Annotated in this window: 14 protein-coding genes; 9 read left to right on the forward strand and 5 right to left on the reverse strand. The window is 54.0% G+C overall.

Going from position 1 to position 15,171, the window contains the following annotated elements:
- Window positions 1-370 precede the first annotated feature (370 nt).
- Window positions 371-1,675: a tyrosine--tRNA ligase gene (tyrS, locus tag ABWV76_RS19770; RefSeq protein WP_353377051.1), complete on the reverse strand. Its 1,305-nt coding sequence runs from the start codon at window positions 1,673-1,675 to the stop codon at window positions 371-373.
- Between the two features lie 275 nt (window positions 1,676-1,950).
- Here tyrS and ABWV76_RS19775 point away from each other — a divergent pair, with 275 nt between their 5' ends.
- Together ABWV76_RS19775 and ABWV76_RS19780 are read left to right on the forward strand one after the other, a co-directional pair.
- Window positions 1,951-3,330 (forward strand): peptidoglycan DD-metalloendopeptidase family protein, encoded by a 1,380-nt coding sequence (locus ABWV76_RS19775; RefSeq protein WP_020411469.1) that lies wholly within the window; start codon window positions 1,951-1,953, stop codon window positions 3,328-3,330.
- 16 nt (window positions 3,331-3,346) lie between these two features.
- Window positions 3,347-4,456 (forward strand): anhydro-N-acetylmuramic acid kinase, encoded by a 1,110-nt coding sequence (locus tag ABWV76_RS19780; RefSeq protein WP_026304892.1) that lies wholly within the window; start codon window positions 3,347-3,349, stop codon window positions 4,454-4,456.
- A 29-nt stretch (window positions 4,457-4,485) separates the two neighbouring features.
- Here ABWV76_RS19780 and erpA read toward each other — a convergent pair whose 3' ends face one another.
- From erpA to argC, 4 genes are all read right to left on the reverse strand, one after another.
- Complete coding sequence (gene erpA, locus ABWV76_RS19785) at window positions 4,486-4,839, reverse strand: iron-sulfur cluster insertion protein ErpA (RefSeq protein WP_020411471.1); 354 nt, start codon at window positions 4,837-4,839, stop codon at window positions 4,486-4,488.
- A 158-nt stretch (window positions 4,840-4,997) separates the two neighbouring features.
- Window positions 4,998-5,441, reverse strand: a complete 444-nt coding sequence (locus ABWV76_RS19790) for a bactofilin family protein (protein WP_157533300.1) — start codon at window positions 5,439-5,441, stop codon at window positions 4,998-5,000.
- A 33-nt stretch (window positions 5,442-5,474) separates the two neighbouring features.
- Window positions 5,475-6,206, reverse strand: a complete 732-nt coding sequence (locus ABWV76_RS19795; RefSeq protein ID WP_020411473.1) for a DUF6776 family protein — start codon at window positions 6,204-6,206, stop codon at window positions 5,475-5,477.
- Between the two features lie 64 nt (window positions 6,207-6,270).
- Window positions 6,271-7,317, reverse strand: coding sequence for an N-acetyl-gamma-glutamyl-phosphate reductase (argC, locus tag ABWV76_RS19800; protein WP_353377052.1), 1,047 nt, complete (start codon window positions 7,315-7,317; stop codon window positions 6,271-6,273).
- A gap of 171 nt (window positions 7,318-7,488) precedes the next feature.
- Here argC and ABWV76_RS19805 point away from each other — a divergent pair, with 171 nt between their 5' ends.
- The 7 genes from ABWV76_RS19805 (at window position 7,489) to hemB (ending at window position 15,134) form a co-directional block, all read left to right on the forward strand.
- Window positions 7,489-9,234: a chloride channel protein gene (locus ABWV76_RS19805; protein ID WP_353377116.1), complete on the forward strand. Its 1,746-nt coding sequence runs from the start codon at window positions 7,489-7,491 to the stop codon at window positions 9,232-9,234.
- Window positions 9,235-9,268: 34 nt separating this feature from the next.
- Window positions 9,269-9,691 carry a protoporphyrinogen oxidase HemJ gene (hemJ, locus tag ABWV76_RS19810; RefSeq protein ID WP_282951756.1) on the forward strand — a complete coding sequence of 141 codons (423 nt, stop codon included), beginning with the start codon at window positions 9,269-9,271 and terminating at the stop codon, window positions 9,689-9,691.
- A gap of 82 nt (window positions 9,692-9,773) precedes the next feature.
- Window positions 9,774-10,559, forward strand: a complete 786-nt coding sequence (gene thiD, locus ABWV76_RS19815) for a bifunctional hydroxymethylpyrimidine kinase/phosphomethylpyrimidine kinase (RefSeq protein ID WP_020411477.1) — start codon at window positions 9,774-9,776, stop codon at window positions 10,557-10,559.
- 171 nt (window positions 10,560-10,730) lie between these two features.
- Window positions 10,731-12,014: a glutamate-1-semialdehyde 2,1-aminomutase gene (gene hemL / locus ABWV76_RS19820; protein ID WP_020411478.1), complete on the forward strand. Its 1,284-nt coding sequence runs from the start codon at window positions 10,731-10,733 to the stop codon at window positions 12,012-12,014.
- 175 nt (window positions 12,015-12,189) lie between these two features.
- The gene (locus ABWV76_RS19825) at window positions 12,190-13,365 is read left to right on the forward strand and encodes a benzoate/H(+) symporter BenE family transporter (protein ID WP_353377053.1); all 1,176 of its coding nucleotides are present in this window, start codon (window positions 12,190-12,192) and stop codon (window positions 13,363-13,365) included.
- A gap of 6 nt (window positions 13,366-13,371) precedes the next feature.
- Window positions 13,372-13,998: a GntR family transcriptional regulator gene (locus tag ABWV76_RS19830; RefSeq protein WP_020411480.1), complete on the forward strand. Its 627-nt coding sequence runs from the start codon at window positions 13,372-13,374 to the stop codon at window positions 13,996-13,998.
- A 125-nt stretch (window positions 13,999-14,123) separates the two neighbouring features.
- Window positions 14,124-15,134, forward strand: coding sequence for a porphobilinogen synthase (gene hemB, locus ABWV76_RS19835; RefSeq protein WP_353377054.1), 1,011 nt, complete (start codon window positions 14,124-14,126; stop codon window positions 15,132-15,134).
- The last annotated feature ends 37 nt before the right edge of the window (window positions 15,135-15,171 follow it).

Genomic DNA, 15,171 nt, shown 5'->3' on the forward strand with positions numbered 1-15,171 from the left:
AATTTTTAAACAACTCAGTTGAGCGCTCGGCTCTAACTGCGGGACGCGTATTCTACACATCCGGGCTGCTGAATCAAGTGATTTTTTGCAGCTTTTTTTCGGTGATTTGAACTGCTCAAAGCGCTTTCCAAATCCCGGCAAGGTTGTTTCCGCCCTTGCTTGAAGTGGTGCGCATTATAGCGACCTCTCCGTGCTTGGCAAGCTCTTTTTGAAGAAATTTTCTTAAGAAAATCAATTACTTGGAGCTGCCTTCCCGCTGCTGCCTGAGCAGCGAGGAGGCGAACTATACGGACTTCAGGGGGGGCCGGCAAGCACTTTTATGACAATTCTGTAAAAAAGTTTTTTTAAGTAAAAACCGGATAAAAAACCATCAATCAGCAAGGCTGAACAGATGGTACTTCTTCTTGCCTAAGCGCACGATAAAGTAGCTGTCGCCAAGTGCCTTTTCACGACTAAAAACCGTGGCCGGATTTGCGTTCATCTCCATGCCAACAGCCTCTCCATTGACCAAAACCGCATTGCGGCCCAAGGCGTCTTTCACCGGTTTGCCTGAAGGAGCCATGCCCGCGTCAACCAATAGGTTAATCAGGCTTTGCTCGCCGAAACCTTTCGGAAGTACAGAAGAGGGCAAACCATCAAGACGCAATTGTTCCAAATCACCTGTGGACAGGTCAGCGATATCTCCAGAGAAAAGCGCACGGGAAATACGTTCCGCGGCAGCCAAGCCTTCCTCACTGTGAACCAGACGGGTAACTTCTCGCGCAAGGATACCCTGGGCTTCGGGCCTGCCGGCACGTTCACGGTCAGCAGTTTCAATCGCATCAATTTCATCGACACTAAGGAAAGTGAAGTAACGCAGGAATTTGTACACATCTGCATCAGCAGTATTCAGCCAAAACTGGTAAAAGGCATAAGGGCTGGTGCGCTTAGGGTCGAGCCAGATAGTGCCGCTTTCTGTTTTACCAAACTTGGTGCCGTCTGCTTTAGTCACCAATGGCAGAGTCAGACCAAAGACTTTACCACGGTGTTGTCGACGGGTCAGATCTACACCACCGGTAATATTGCCCCATTGATCTGAACCGCCAATTTGCAGGGTGCAATTGTGCAATTTATACAGCTCGGAGAAATCCATTGATTGCAGCAACATGTAGGAAAATTCGGTAAAGGAAATCCCCTCCCCTTCACGTTGGATACGCTGCTTTACGGATTCCTTGTTAACCATATTGTTAACAGAGAAGTGCTTTCCTACATCACGCAAAAAATCTAGCACGTTCAAATCGCGCGTCCAGTCGAGGTTATTCGCAACAACTGCACTATTCCCACCGCATTCGAAATTAATAAACTGGGAAACTTGGCTCTTCAGTTTATCCACCCAGCCTGCAACAACATCGGGCGTATTAAGGCTGCGCTCTTGCGCCTTGAAAGAGGGGTCGCCGATTAAGCCCGTGGCACCGCCTACAAGCGCTATGGGCTTATGTCCCGCCGCCTGAAACCTCTTTAAAGTCAGCAATGGTACTAAACTACCTATATGAAGGGAGTCTGCGGTAGGATCAAAGCCGCAATAGAGGGTTCGACTCTCCGACAAATGCTGCGTCAGTTCGCCGTCACCAGTCGCTTGATTGATTAATCCGCGGCGGTCCAAGTCTTCAAGCAGTGTCATGTCGACCCCAGCCATGCTTTCCCCTCATCTTCAGGCTTGAAATTAGTACCGCCGGACGGCGGCAAAATGCGCTGCAACATTACCGAAGTTTGCAGCAAATACAAGCGGGCAAAAGCGCTCGACACGACCTGTAAAACTACTGCCAAGGAACTTACTCATGGATAGCCGGGTCAATTACCCCGTGAACCAAGGCGGCTTTTTTGCTATAAAGCCCTTTCAATGCCTGTTTTTTAAACACCCTGATTTTCAAGCGCAGATAACAACCACAGCCGGCGCCGCCCATTAATACCATGCAAAATCATCGCAAACCGACTTCACGTGTCCGTATTGGCGCCTTGCCCAAACACTTTCCGCGAGTACACGCACTAACAGCTGGTGTCGCTGCCTGCGTACTCGTATTGGCGTTATTTATTCCCACTCCAGAGGTAGAAGCCAAGCGCATGCCCCTGGACGTCAATCTCTCCTCCTTAGATGAAGACACGCTGGAAATTGACAAGCAACTGGCGGCTGTCTCGCCCCGCCAGAGCATTCCCTTGGCGAGTGCGACGGTAGAGGCAATACAGTCCCTGAACCTCACGGTGCGCAACGGAGACACCCTTTCCGATCTGTTCAAGCGTGCCAAAGTGAGCGCAGGCGAAATGTATCAGCTGCTTGGCAGCGGCAAGGAAGCTAAGAAACTAGCGCGTCTAACTCCCGGTGAAGAGCTGACATTTAAGGTCAACTCCGAAGGCCAACTGCAAAGTCTGGAACTACAGAGAGACCGTCTCAACCAAGTCAAATTTACCCGCGCAGAGGGTAATGACTTCCAGCATACGTTGGTACAGCGCCAGCCTGACAGCCACCCCGCCTATCGCCTAGCTCAAATTGACAGTTCCCTGTTTGTTGCCGGAAGTGAGGCCGGTCTGAGTGATAGCCTGATTATGGAAGTGGCTGATGTGTTCAGCTCCGATATCGATTTTGCACTGGATATACGCCAGGGCGACACCTTTAGCGTGATGTTTGAAGAGAAATTCCTGGATGGGGAAAAAATTGGCAACGGCCCCATTCTAGCGGTCAGTTTTACCAATCAGGGCCGCACTTACAGTGCAGTGCGCTACATCGACAGTAGCGGCGACGCCAATTACTACACGCCTGAAGGCAAAAGCATGCGCAAGGCATTTATTCGTACGCCGCTGGATATAGTGCGCATCAGCTCCCACTTTAATCCACGGCGCTTGCACCCGGTTTTCAAGTCGCGCCGCCCTCACAACGGCACAGATTATGCCGCCCCGCGTGGCACCCCGGTTTACTCGACAGGGGATGGCCGTGTGATCGCATCCGGTTACAGTAAGCCCAACGGCAATTATGTATTTATTCAGCACGGAGAACGTTACGTTACCCGCTACCTACACTTGACCAAACGCAAAGTGAAGAAAGGTCAACGAGTAAAACAGCGCCAAGTAATAGGCACTGTAGGCTCAACCGGGTACGCAACCGGTCCACACCTGCACTACGAATTCCTGGTGGACGGAAGACATCGGAACCCTGCAACAATTGTGCGCAAGCTTCCCAAAGCCAAGTCAGTGCCGTCCTCTGAAATGACGCGCTTCAAAAACCAGACTCAACCTCTGCTGGCAAAACTGGAAAACTACCAGGGCCCAGCATTGGCCAAACTTGACGAAAACAATTGATAAAGCGCCATTCAATATGCCCGATCTTTTTATCGGTCTGATGTCCGGCACCAGCGTCGATTCCATCGACGCTGCACTGGTCGATTTTGGCGGCGAAGAGAGAATCAAGCCGCGTATCCTGGCAGCTCTGGGCCACCCGATTCACCCCTCGCTGCGTGATGCCATCCTAGCCCTGTGCGCCCCAGGTCCCTCTGAACTGGATCGTGCCGGACAGTTGGACCGACAGCTCGGCCAGGCTTTTGCCGAGGCCACCAATACCCTGTTGGCCCGTGCCGGTATTGAGGCCAGCGCAGTAACCGCAATTGGCAGCCACGGACAAACTGTGCGGCACCGCCCGCCAGGCACTGTGACCTCCCCTTTCACTTTACAACTGGGGGACCCAAACACTATCGCAGCTTTGACTGGTATCAGTACGGTAGCGGACTTCCGCCGACGCGATATGGCCCTCGGAGGCCAGGGTGCTCCGCTAATGCCCGCATTTCACCGCGCCGCTTTTAAAACCGAGGGCAATCGCGCCGTGGTGAATATCGGTGGAATGGCCAATATCACCGAGCTGACAGCCGATGGCAGTGTATATGGTTACGATACCGGGCCCGGCAACGCCTTGCTGGACTATTGGGTGAACCTACATAAGAAGCAACCGTTTGACCGGGATGGCGCCTGGGCCGCTGGTGGTCGTGCCCACCCCGAGTTGCTCAATCGCCTGATGTCAGATCCCTATTTTGCTGCGGAGCCTCCCAAGAGCACCGGCCGTGAAACCTTCAATGCCAGCTGGCTGGAGCAGGCGCTAGCTGGCCTGGAGCTGTCTCCTGCAGACGTGCAGGCAACCCTGTCGGAAGTAACTGCCGCCAGTATTGCCGAGGCTGTGCATTTGTTCGCTGATGGGGGGGAACTACTGATTTGTGGGGGCGGGGCCAAAAATAAAGATCTGCTGTCTCGGCTGCAGAGACGACTGCCAACCTGGTCAATTACCGATACCGGCACTTATGGAATCGATGCCGACTGGCTCGAAGCTGTGGGCTTTGCCTGGCTGGCCCGGCAGACTCTACTCGGCCTGCCCGGCAACTGCCCCGGAGTCACAGGAGCAAAAAAAGAGGCTGTTTTGGGCGCCATTTACTCCCCCTGAAACACCGCTCAAATCGCCTAAAGTGCGGCTCAGATCGAGAAGGAGGAGCCGCACCCACAGGTTGAGGAAGCATTGGGGTTCTGCACCACAAAGCGAGATCCGGCCAAACCCTCTTCGTAATCAACATTGGCGCCAACCAAGTATGGATAACTCATGGCGTCAACCAGTACCTGGATACCATCTTTCTCAATGATGGCATCGTCTTCGGCAACCAGTTCATCGAAGGTAAAACCGTATTGGAATCCTGAGCAGCCACCACCGGTGACGAACACCCTGAGCTTGAGCTCCGGGTTGCCCTCCTCTTCCAACAGGCTCTTTACCTTGGCCACAGCTTTATCGGTGACTACCAGTGGCGCAGGAGAAAAGGATACAGCTTCTGACATAAGTCTCTCTCAACTCATCGGGACATTCGCAGCTCGCATAAAAGCTATGCAGAATGCAGCTACGGGGGCGTCATCTTGCTTAAACCCAGGAAACCAGTCAAGTATTTGCGAGCAACAGGCCCTGGTGCTACTCACCTGCCAGGCCGGTGGAGTGGGCTTCAGGAAGCCTCGATGACAGTCTCATCTTCCGAGTAACCGATCATGGGGGTCTCACCAGCGGAGCTAATATCCACGTTGGAAACCAGGGCCCCGTTCACCTGGGCACCCTTTACCATCTCAATCAGCTTATAGTGCACATTGCCTTCCACCATAGCCTTGGCCGCCAGCTCCAGGTGGCGCGTGGCGTACACATCGCCATTCACGTTTCCGTTAATCACGACCTGAGGAACACGGATCTCTCCCTCTATGATTCCGCCATCGACTATCTGCAGGCGCGCATCACTATCGCTATGAGCGGTGACATTGCCTTTTACCTTGCCCTCAATGACCAGATTGCCACGAAAGTGAATATCCCCAGATACTTCTGTCTGGCGCGCAATTAGGGTCGTGTGGTTACTACCGGAACTGGCCATAGCTACTTGTTTCTCTTTTTTTCTCAACATAATCCCTAAAACCTCATGCCTCTGGCATTAATGCTAGCTTTTCTGTACCAGCCAACCGTAGCGCTGTTCGATATTGAATCCCTTGCGCCCGGTAGACTTAAGCGATAACTCCACCCCTTCAGGAACAAAGCCCTCGGGGAGGCGCAGTTCGCCCTCAATATTCTGGAAGTATTTAAAACGCAGTGGAATGGATACGCTCTCCACCTGGTCAGACAAATCTTTTAGTGGGTAGCTTTTCAGCTCTCCATCCTGGCGCCCCACCACAGTGAAAGTGGCTGAGCCTTGAACCACGTTGCGTCGCACCGCCGACTGCTGGACTTGTAATTTGTATTGGTAACTCCGCGCATCAGCCGTCTGCGAAAGAATAAAGCGGCCTATAGATACTCCCTCACCACCATCTGCCGGGGCCATAACGCCGCGGTAAAAAGAGATTTCCTGCTTTAGCTCTGCGATCTGGTTTTCTTTCTGCACAAGCTCGGTTCGTACAGTCTCACTGGCCTGCTCACCAATCGCCAGGGACTGCTCAGCAGTTGCTGCACGCATGCGCAGAGTTTCATTTTCACTGTTCAACGCCTCAAGGCGCCCCAGTACCCTTGTGTACTCCCTCGTTTTTTCATCGAGGTTTTTACGCAGTTGATACTGTCCGGCGTAGTAAGAGCTGGCAGAAGTAACCAGTACCAACAGGGCGACACCACCTGCTGTGATTACACCTGAAAAGGGGCGATGGGGCACCACTTTCATACGGTACTGCTTGCTGCCTTTCACTCTGAGCTCCCAAAAATCCGCTACGGCTTAACCGGGTTTTATCGATTGTCGTATTTTTTTGATTCTAAGGCAGCAGCGCCGGGCTCTCCAAGCCCAACGTCTCAGTTAGGCCAAACATAATGTTCATATTCTGTATCGCCTGGGCAGAAGCGCCCTTGGCGAGGTTATCGATTACCGACATTACCAGCAGAGTATCCCGACCCTGGGGCTGCATCACGGAAATACGACACATATTCGTACCTCTCACACTACGGGTTTGAGGGTGACTGCCAGCGGGGAGAACATCCACAAAAGGCTCATTCTTATAGCGATTTTCAAACAACTGCTGCAATTCCAGTGGTGACATATCTGTCTTGGACTTCGCGAACAAGGTTGCGTGTATGCCCCGGATCATTGGCAGGAGATGTGGAACAAAGGTCACCTGGGCAGGGCTCGCCTCACAGGGTTGGACCCGTCGTAGCCCCTGCTCAATTTCGGGTAAGTGGCGATGGCCAGCAGCCCCATAGGCGCGGAAATTGTCGTTGTTTTCAGCCAATATCAAATCCGTCTTACCCTGGCGACCCGCACCGCTGGCACCACTAGCAGCGCTGGCGATTAAGCCCGCTGGTTCAATAGCGCCCGCCTCCAATAGTGGAATCCAGCCCAGCTGAATCGCAGTGGGATAACAACCTGGGCAGGCCACCAATTGAGCACCAGCTATCTCGGCACGATTTACTTCCGGTAATCCGTATATGGCCTCCTGGGCCAACTCGGGAGCAGCATGCTCCTGGCCATACCACTGCTCCCAGATGGAAATATCTTTGAGGCGGAAATCGGCGGAGAGGTCGATAACTCGTACACCTCTTTTAATTAACGCCGGCACCTGGGCCTGGGCAACCCCATGGGGAGTGGCAAAAAATACCACATCACAAGCGGACAATTGCTCAATATCCGGCTCACAAAAAGCCAAGTCATAATGGCCTCGCAAGCTGGAAAATAACTCCGCCACCGGGGTGCCTTTCAAAGAGCGGGAGGTGATTGCGGTAACTTCTGCTTGCGGATGTGTCGTCAAAAGCCTTAGCAGTTCAACACCTGTGTAGCCGGTGCCACCAACAATTGCTACCTTAATCACCTTGCTAAAATCTCCCGGTAAATCTGCCAACTGAGACGATAATCATAAAACCAGCCAAGCACTCTACCATAAGCCCCAGCACTTGAAGGATGTGCAGTGTCACAGCGCCCTAGGAAATTACTGAAAAACGCGTTAGCTCGGTGTTTACCCAAGACAAACAGCTTGGAACACGTGCGTTTGCAACTCTCTGCCAAGGAGGCTTTAGCGCCACTAGTGGGTATGGCATTAATTACTGGGCTATTGGCTGGAGGTGTAACTATTCTCTTCCGCCTGGCAATGGAGTGGCCTACAACATTTTTCCTGTCAGTCCCCCAAAATTATGAATCCTTATCGCCTTTCTGGCGATTTGCCCTACCTGTGCTGGGCTCACTGGTGATCGGCATTATCTATCTGCTACTCAGCCCCAAGCGCTACGACGTCGGTGTGGTGCATGTTCTCGATCGCCTCTATAACCATCAGGGCAAAATGCCAATACAAAATGCTCTACTGCAGTTTTTTGCCGGCGCCATTGCTCTGATCAGCGGCCACTCTGTAGGACGTGAGGGGCCTGCTGTACACCTTGGAGCCGCCAGTGGCAGCTGGCTAGCACGTGTACTGCACCTGCCCAATAACTCGGCACGCAGCCTGCTGGGCTGCGGTGTAGCCGCAGCTATCGCCGCATCGTTTAATACTCCTTTGGCCGGGATGGTGTTCGCCATGGAAGTGGTGATGCTCGAGTATTCAGTGGTGGGTTTTTTACCTGTCATGTTGGCTGCAGTGACTGGCAGTGCCATCACCCAAATTACCTTTGGGCGTGAGCCAGACTTTAACGTTCCGGCTATCCAGCTTAACTCCCTCGCAGAGCTGCCTATCCTATTTCTCTGCGCACTCGCAATCGGACTCTTGGCAGCTCTATTTATTTGGGCCCACCGCAGCCTGACACGCCAACAGTATCGCTCCCCGCTACTGCGCTTCTTACTGGTGGGACTTGTAACCGGCACCTTAGGCATTTGGGTACCTGAAATTCTTGGTGGTGGCTACGACACCCTACAAATGGCAATGCTGGGAGAATTGGGCATCGCCACATTAACGGTAATTGTTGCCGCCAAGTTGGTGGCAACAGCACTGGGTTCGGGGCTGGGTATCCCCGGAGGAGTCATAGGCCCAGCCCTAATTCTTGGTGCCTGCCTGGGGGGGATCGCAGGAGGCCTCGCCAATATGTGGCTGGGACCACACACCGCCAGCCCGGGCTTTTATGCAATGGTGGGTATGGCCGCAATGATGGCGGCAATGCTCAATGCTCCACTGGCAGCTTTGCTGGCAATTCTCGAACTGACCTACAATCCGAATGTCCTGTTCCCAGGCATGATGATGATCGTAGTAGCGATGCTTATTAGCAGACAGGTATTCGCCACCCGGGGGATTTACCAGGAAACCTTACGCGCCTTGAACAAGGCCGGCACCCCCACCTGGCGCCAACAAATGCTCAGTAGTGTCGGCGTAGCCAGCCAAATGGACAGAAACTTTGTCGTTGAACCAAGGGAAATCCCAGTTGATCAGGCGAGAGAGTTAATCGCTCAACACCCCCAGTGGATTTTGATCGACCTGCCCGATGAACCCGCTCCGCAATTGTTGCGTGCTGCCGACCTGGCCACATTTTTACAGGGTGCCGAAAAAGGTGGGGATACAGAAACCACAGTAAAACAAGAGGAGGAAAAACCTGGGCAGCCCCCCCTCATAGACCTGCTTAAAATTCCTGGCGAGCGTAAACAAATGGCCGAACTAAATTGGTGCGCCACCCTGCTCGAAGCCCAGCAAAAACTGAAAAGCACTGGAGCCGATGCCCTGTATATCAGTCGCCATCAGAGCGGCTCACTGGACAATCGCATCGCGGGCATTATTCTGCCGCTACAGATCGATAACTTTTACCGGAAATAAAATAATTTCGCGTTTCTTTTTGAGGGGATATTCAATGCTGTGGATCAAGGCTTTTCACATTATCGCCATGGTGTGCTGGTTTGCTGCGCTTTTCTACTTGCCACGCCTTTTTGTCTACCATGTCGATGCCACAGACGCCGTAAGTCGCGATCGCTTTTGCATTATGGAGCGACGCCTGTACCGCGGTATCGCCATTCCCGCGATGATCGCTACCGTAGCTCTAGGCATCTGGCTCTACAGCCTAAACCCGGCTTACTACACATCCGCAGGCTGGATGCACGCGAAACTTACCTTTGTCGTGCTGTTACTGGCCTATCATCATATGTGTGGAGCCTATGTGCGTAAGTTTGCCCAGGGTACCAATACCCGTAGCGGACGCTATTTTCGTATTTTTAATGAGGTTCCGACTGTAGCCTTGTTTGCCATTGTGATTCTGGCTGTGGTCAAGCCATTTTAATTTGGCGCAGAATCATTCTTTGTATCGGGCAGCCAGCAACTAAAATTAGGCGCACAGCTTTTGGCAGTCATGTAGATTTTCTATGGATACACCGCAGCCCGTTATTCTGACCGTCACCCACCATGACCCTAGCGGCAGTGCAGGAATAGCCGCAGATACGGAGACGGCTGTCAGCCTGGGCTGCCATGCTGCCTCCGCGGTTTCCGCCATCAGTGTGTGTAACACTGGCGAACTGCTTGGGGTTGCTCCAGTAGATGAAAGCTTGCTAGTAGAGCAAACCCGCACAGTTCTGGAAGATATGCCGGTAGCTGCAATCAAGGTGGGATACCTGGGCTCCGTAGAGAATGTTCGGGCACTGCACAGCGTATTGCGGGACTACCCCGATATCCCGGTAGTGATCGACCCCGATGCCACACTGGCGGATAAGGAAAGTGTGTTGGCCCCCCCACTATGGGAAGCCATGGCCTCCCTACTACTCCCCTATGCCACCATGGTCTGCCCAAATCGCCGCGAAGCCCGCGCTATGGCGGTAGAGGCCGATACCCATGACGCCATGGCCCAGGAGCTGCTTGAAAGCGGTTGCCGCTATCTGTTACTTACTGGCGTACCCCATGAGCAACAGCTACAAAACCGTCTCTACGACGAACGTGGCCTGATCCGGGAATTCCACTGGGAACGGTTGCCACCAGCGGCCTATGGGGTCTGCGGAACCCTGGCCACAGCGATCGCCTGCCATATTGCCCACGGCCTGACCATCATTGAGGCTGTCAGTCGCAGCCAACAGTATGCCTGGAGCGCCATTCGCGACAGCCGCCGCCTGGGTATGGGGCGGCCGATACCCAATCGCCTTTTCTGGTGTGAGCGCTAAAGCCTCTCCCTGCCCGACAAGTGACTTGCCGCATCGGTGTGAAAATCGGTGCGACCCGCCGGCCAACCCGAAATCCACACCCCCTGTGATCTCCACATTGTCCTCAAGGCCTGTCGCCGCGATAATGGTCCGCTGATTCTTGGCCTATTCCGTAATTTCTGAATGAATTCTATGAGTAAATCCGAGCAGCTCTTCGCAGAAGCACAGCAGTACATTCCCGGCGGCGTTAACTCTCCGGTACGGGCTTTCCGCGCGGTTGGCGGTACGCCGGTATTTATCCGCCGTGCCGAGGGCGCCTACCTCTACGACGCTGATGACAAGCGCTATATCGACTATGTACAGTCCTGGGGGCCCATGGTTTTGGGCCACGCCCACCCCGAAGTCATAGAGGCCGTTGTGGAGCAGGCTCAATCCGGCCTCAGCTTTGGCGCTCCCACCGAGCTGGAAACCGAGCTGGCCGAGGAACTCTGCCGGCTATGGCCAAATATGGATCTGGTGCGCTTCGTCAACTCCGGCACCGAAGCCACAATGAGCGCCATTCGCTTGGCACGCGGTTATACCGGACGGGATAAGATTGTGAAGTTTGAGGGCTGCTACCACGGCCATTCAGACTCATTGCTGGTAAAAGCCGGTTCCGGCGCCCTGACCATGGGCGTGCCCTCCTCCCCAGGGGTGCCTGCCGCCCTTGCGGACCACACCATCACCCTGAGTTACAACGATCCAGATGCTGTACGCGCCTGCTTCGAAGAGTTCGGTGATCAGATCGCCTGCATTATCGTCGAACCCGTAGCCGGTAATATGAACTGTATTCCCCCGGTGCCCGGCTTTCTGGAAACCCTGCGGGAAGTCTGCGACCAGCACGGCGCCCTGTTAATTCTTGACGAGGTAATGACCGGTTTTCGCGTGAGCCTGACCGGCGCTCAGGGCTTTTATGGTATCGAAGCCGATATTACTACCCTCGGTAAAGTAATCGGTGGCGGTATGCCAGTAGGCGCCTTCGGTGGCAAACGCAAAATTATGGAGCAGATAGCGCCACTGGGGCCGGTTTATCAGGCAGGCACCCTGTCCGGAAATCCGGTGGCCATGGTGGCAGGCCTGGAAACCCTACGCTTGGTAGAGGAGAGCGACTTCTACAAGCCACTGGTAGCCAGGACAGACCGCCTGGTGGAAGGCATTCTCGCTGCCGGGAAGACAGCAGGTATTCCTGTTACGGCCAACAAAGTTGGCAGCATGTTCGGCTTTTTCTTCACCGAGGAGTCAAAGGTCACCAATTACCAGCAGGTAATGGCATGCAACAATGAGCGCTTTAATCGCTTCTTCCACGGCATGCTCGAGGAGGGGGTCTATCTGGCACCAGCATCCTACGAGGCCGGGTTTATGTCCGCGGCTCACACCGATGAGGATATTGAAGCAACCATAGCCGCTGCAGAAAAAGTCTTTGCACGCCTCGACTGATTGCCCCCGCTACAGCACCTGCCGCCCGCAGGTGCTGCACTCCAACACTAAATCCCATTTTACCACTCGCACAAATCACAACCATTTCTCAGGTATTGGCGCGCTTCGACGCATAAGTCTTGTGTATTGTTAAAGCATCTACAAAAATGTATACATAATTTAAAAGGTATACATTTTGAATAAATCGCCACTTTTAGATACCAGCCTCTCCACTGTCAGCGCCGGGTTCATCACAGTTCTGGTAGGAGTGGCCAGCTCAGCAGCGATTGTTTTTGAGGCCGCACGGGCTGCCGGTGCCGACCAGCTAATGACCGGCTCATGGATCGGTGCCCTCGGATTGGGAATGGGGCTAACCTGTATCGCCTTTTCCTGGTATTACCGGGCTCCCGTGATTACTGCGTGGTCGACCCCAGGCGCAGCATTGCTGGCCACCAGTCTCACCGGGATTCCGATTGCCGAAGCTATTGGAGCTTTCGTCTGCAGCGCCATATTAACTCTGCTGGTAGGCCTTTCTGGAGCCTTTGACCGGGTCAATCGCCTGGTACCGACCCCCATCGCCAGTGCCATGCTCGCAGGTATACTGTTGCAATTTGGCCTCTCTGTATTCACATCCCTGCAAGCCCAGCCAATTCTTGTTGGCGCTATGTTCCTAACCTACATAGTTGGGCGGAGATGGGCGCCGCGGTATGCCATTCTTTTGGTACTCATGGTCGGGGTCTCTGCCTGCTGGAAGCTACAATTGATCGCTTTCCATCAAATCCACTGGCAAGCCGCACAACCCGTATGGGTTACTCCGGAGTTTCGCCTTTCCACTTTGATCGGTATTGGACTGCCTTTGTTTATCGTCACTATGACCTCCCAGAATCTGCCCGGTGCCGCAACTCTGGCTGCCAGCGGCTATGGAAGAGTGCCCATTTCCCCAGTCATCAGCGGTACGGGCCTGGCTTCCCTACTACTGACCCCTTTTGGCGGGTTTGCCTTCAACCTGGCCGCTATTACGGCGGCAATTTGCACCGGTCCTGAGGCGCATCCCAATCCAGACAAGCGCTATACCGCCGGTATTGCGGCCGGTATCTTTTATCTAATCGTGGGCTTGTGTGGTGCCAGCGTAGTGGCATTATTTAGCGCTTTTCCACAGGAATTAATCGCCGGCCTTGCGGGCTTGGCATTGATAGGGGTCATTGGCAATAGCCTGGCAAGTGCTACGGCAGAAGCAGAACATCGAGAAGCGGCAATCATCACATTCTTAGTCAGCGCTTCAGGTATTAGTTTGTTTGGTGTCAGCTCCGCATTTTGGGGGCTACTGGGCGGGCTCGCCTGTTACTGGCTTTTTAACCGCAGGAGTTCATAAGCTCCAATGGGCCTATACGATAAAATCAAAGCAGATCTACAGCGGGGGCGCTTCATCCCAGGGCAAGTATTAAGGCAGGTTGAACTTGCTGAACTCTACGATGTAAGCCGTATCCCGGTACGGGATGCCCTGCATCAACTTCGAAATGAAGGCTGGCTCTCACCACACGGCAAGCGCGGTGTTGCAGTGCCTCAGTTTGACCCTATCGAAGTAGAGGACCTCTACCTGATGCGTATGCGCCTCGAGCCCCTATTGCAGACCCTGGCGCTAGATAAGCTCAGTGGGGAAGTACTGGGGCGAGCCAACGATATTCTCGATTCGATGGAGGCCAACCCCCAAATGTCCGCCGAACTAATCGGCAACCTGAATTGGCAGTTCCATGCCTGCATTTACAAGGCAGCCGAGCGACCAACGCTTTTTTCTGCAGTGGAACAACTACACCGCCAGTGTGAACGCTATATCGGTTACCAATCCCGCAGCCTGCAATACCAAAACACTAGCCAGGGGGAGCATTTCTCCATTCTCAAAGCCCTGAAAAGGGGAGATAGAGAGCTAGCCACAACATTACTGACACAACATATTGAAGCCGCCGGTAAATCACTGGTGCGCTATCTGCGCTCAGCTCAACCCTGAATGGAGGCTAACTGCGGGGACTTATGGAGCCTCCGAAATCACCGCGGTAAGCAATTTGATATGATGGCCGCCAATTGTGGCTGCAGGATTTCTGCAGCCTTATGGATAGTCGGAGTAAATGCCCTATGAGTCAAAGTCTCGGCCGCGGTGCCTATCCCAACACCCGCCTGCGCCGCCTGCGTGCCCAGGATTTTTCGCGTCGCCTGGTGCGTGAAACCCAGCTCAGTTGCGATGACCTGATCCTGCCGCTGTTTGTAATCGAGGGGCGCAACGAAACCCAAAAGGTAGCCTCTATGCCAGGGGTGGAGCGCCTGAGTGTGGATTTGTTGGCGAGAAAAGCGAAGCTACTGCAGCAACTGGGCATCCCCGCAGTGGCCCTGTTTCCCGTGGTAGATCCCTCGGCAAAATCAGACTGCGCCAGTGCCGCCCACGATGCCGATGGCTTGGCCCAGCGCGCCGTGCGTGAGCTGAAAGATGCTGCGCCTGAGCTGGGCGTCATTACCGATGTAGCCCTGGACCCCTTTACCAGCCACGGCCAGGACGGGCTGATGGACCACAGCGGTTATATCGTCAACGATGAAACTGTAGAAGTACTGGTGCAGCAGGCTCTATCCCATGCAGCTGCCGGTGCAGACATGGTCGCACCTTCAGATATGATGGACGGTCGCATCGGCGCCATTCGCCAGGCTCTCGAAGGGGCAGGCCACACCAATACCCTGATTATGTCCTACGCGGCCAAGTACGCCTCTGCCTACTACGGTCCCTTCCGCGACGCGGTTGGCTCAGCGGGCAATTTGAAAGGCGGCAGTAAAGCCAGCTACCAGATGGACCCAGCCAATACCGATGAAGCCATACACGAGTGCACTCTGGATCTGCAGGAAGGTGCTGATATGGTGATGGTTAAACCGGGTATGCCCTATCTGGATATAGTACGTAGGGTGAAGGAAGAATTGCAAGTGCCCACCTTCGCCTACCAGGTGAGCGGAGAGTACGCGATGCACTGTGCCGCCTTCGAGAACGGCTGGCTACAGCGGGAGGCTGTTATCTTGGAATCACTGCTCGCCTTTAAGCGCGCCGGTGCAGATGGCATCCTCACCTACTTCGCCGAAGAGGCCGCACGACTGCTGCAGAGCTAGTCGTCAAGAATCGCGCGCGACCCTCGGTCACGCGACT

The organism is Microbulbifer sp. NBRC 101763, from assembly GCF_040371615.1.
Classification (GTDB): Bacteria; Pseudomonadota; Gammaproteobacteria; order Pseudomonadales; family Cellvibrionaceae; genus Microbulbifer; species Microbulbifer variabilis.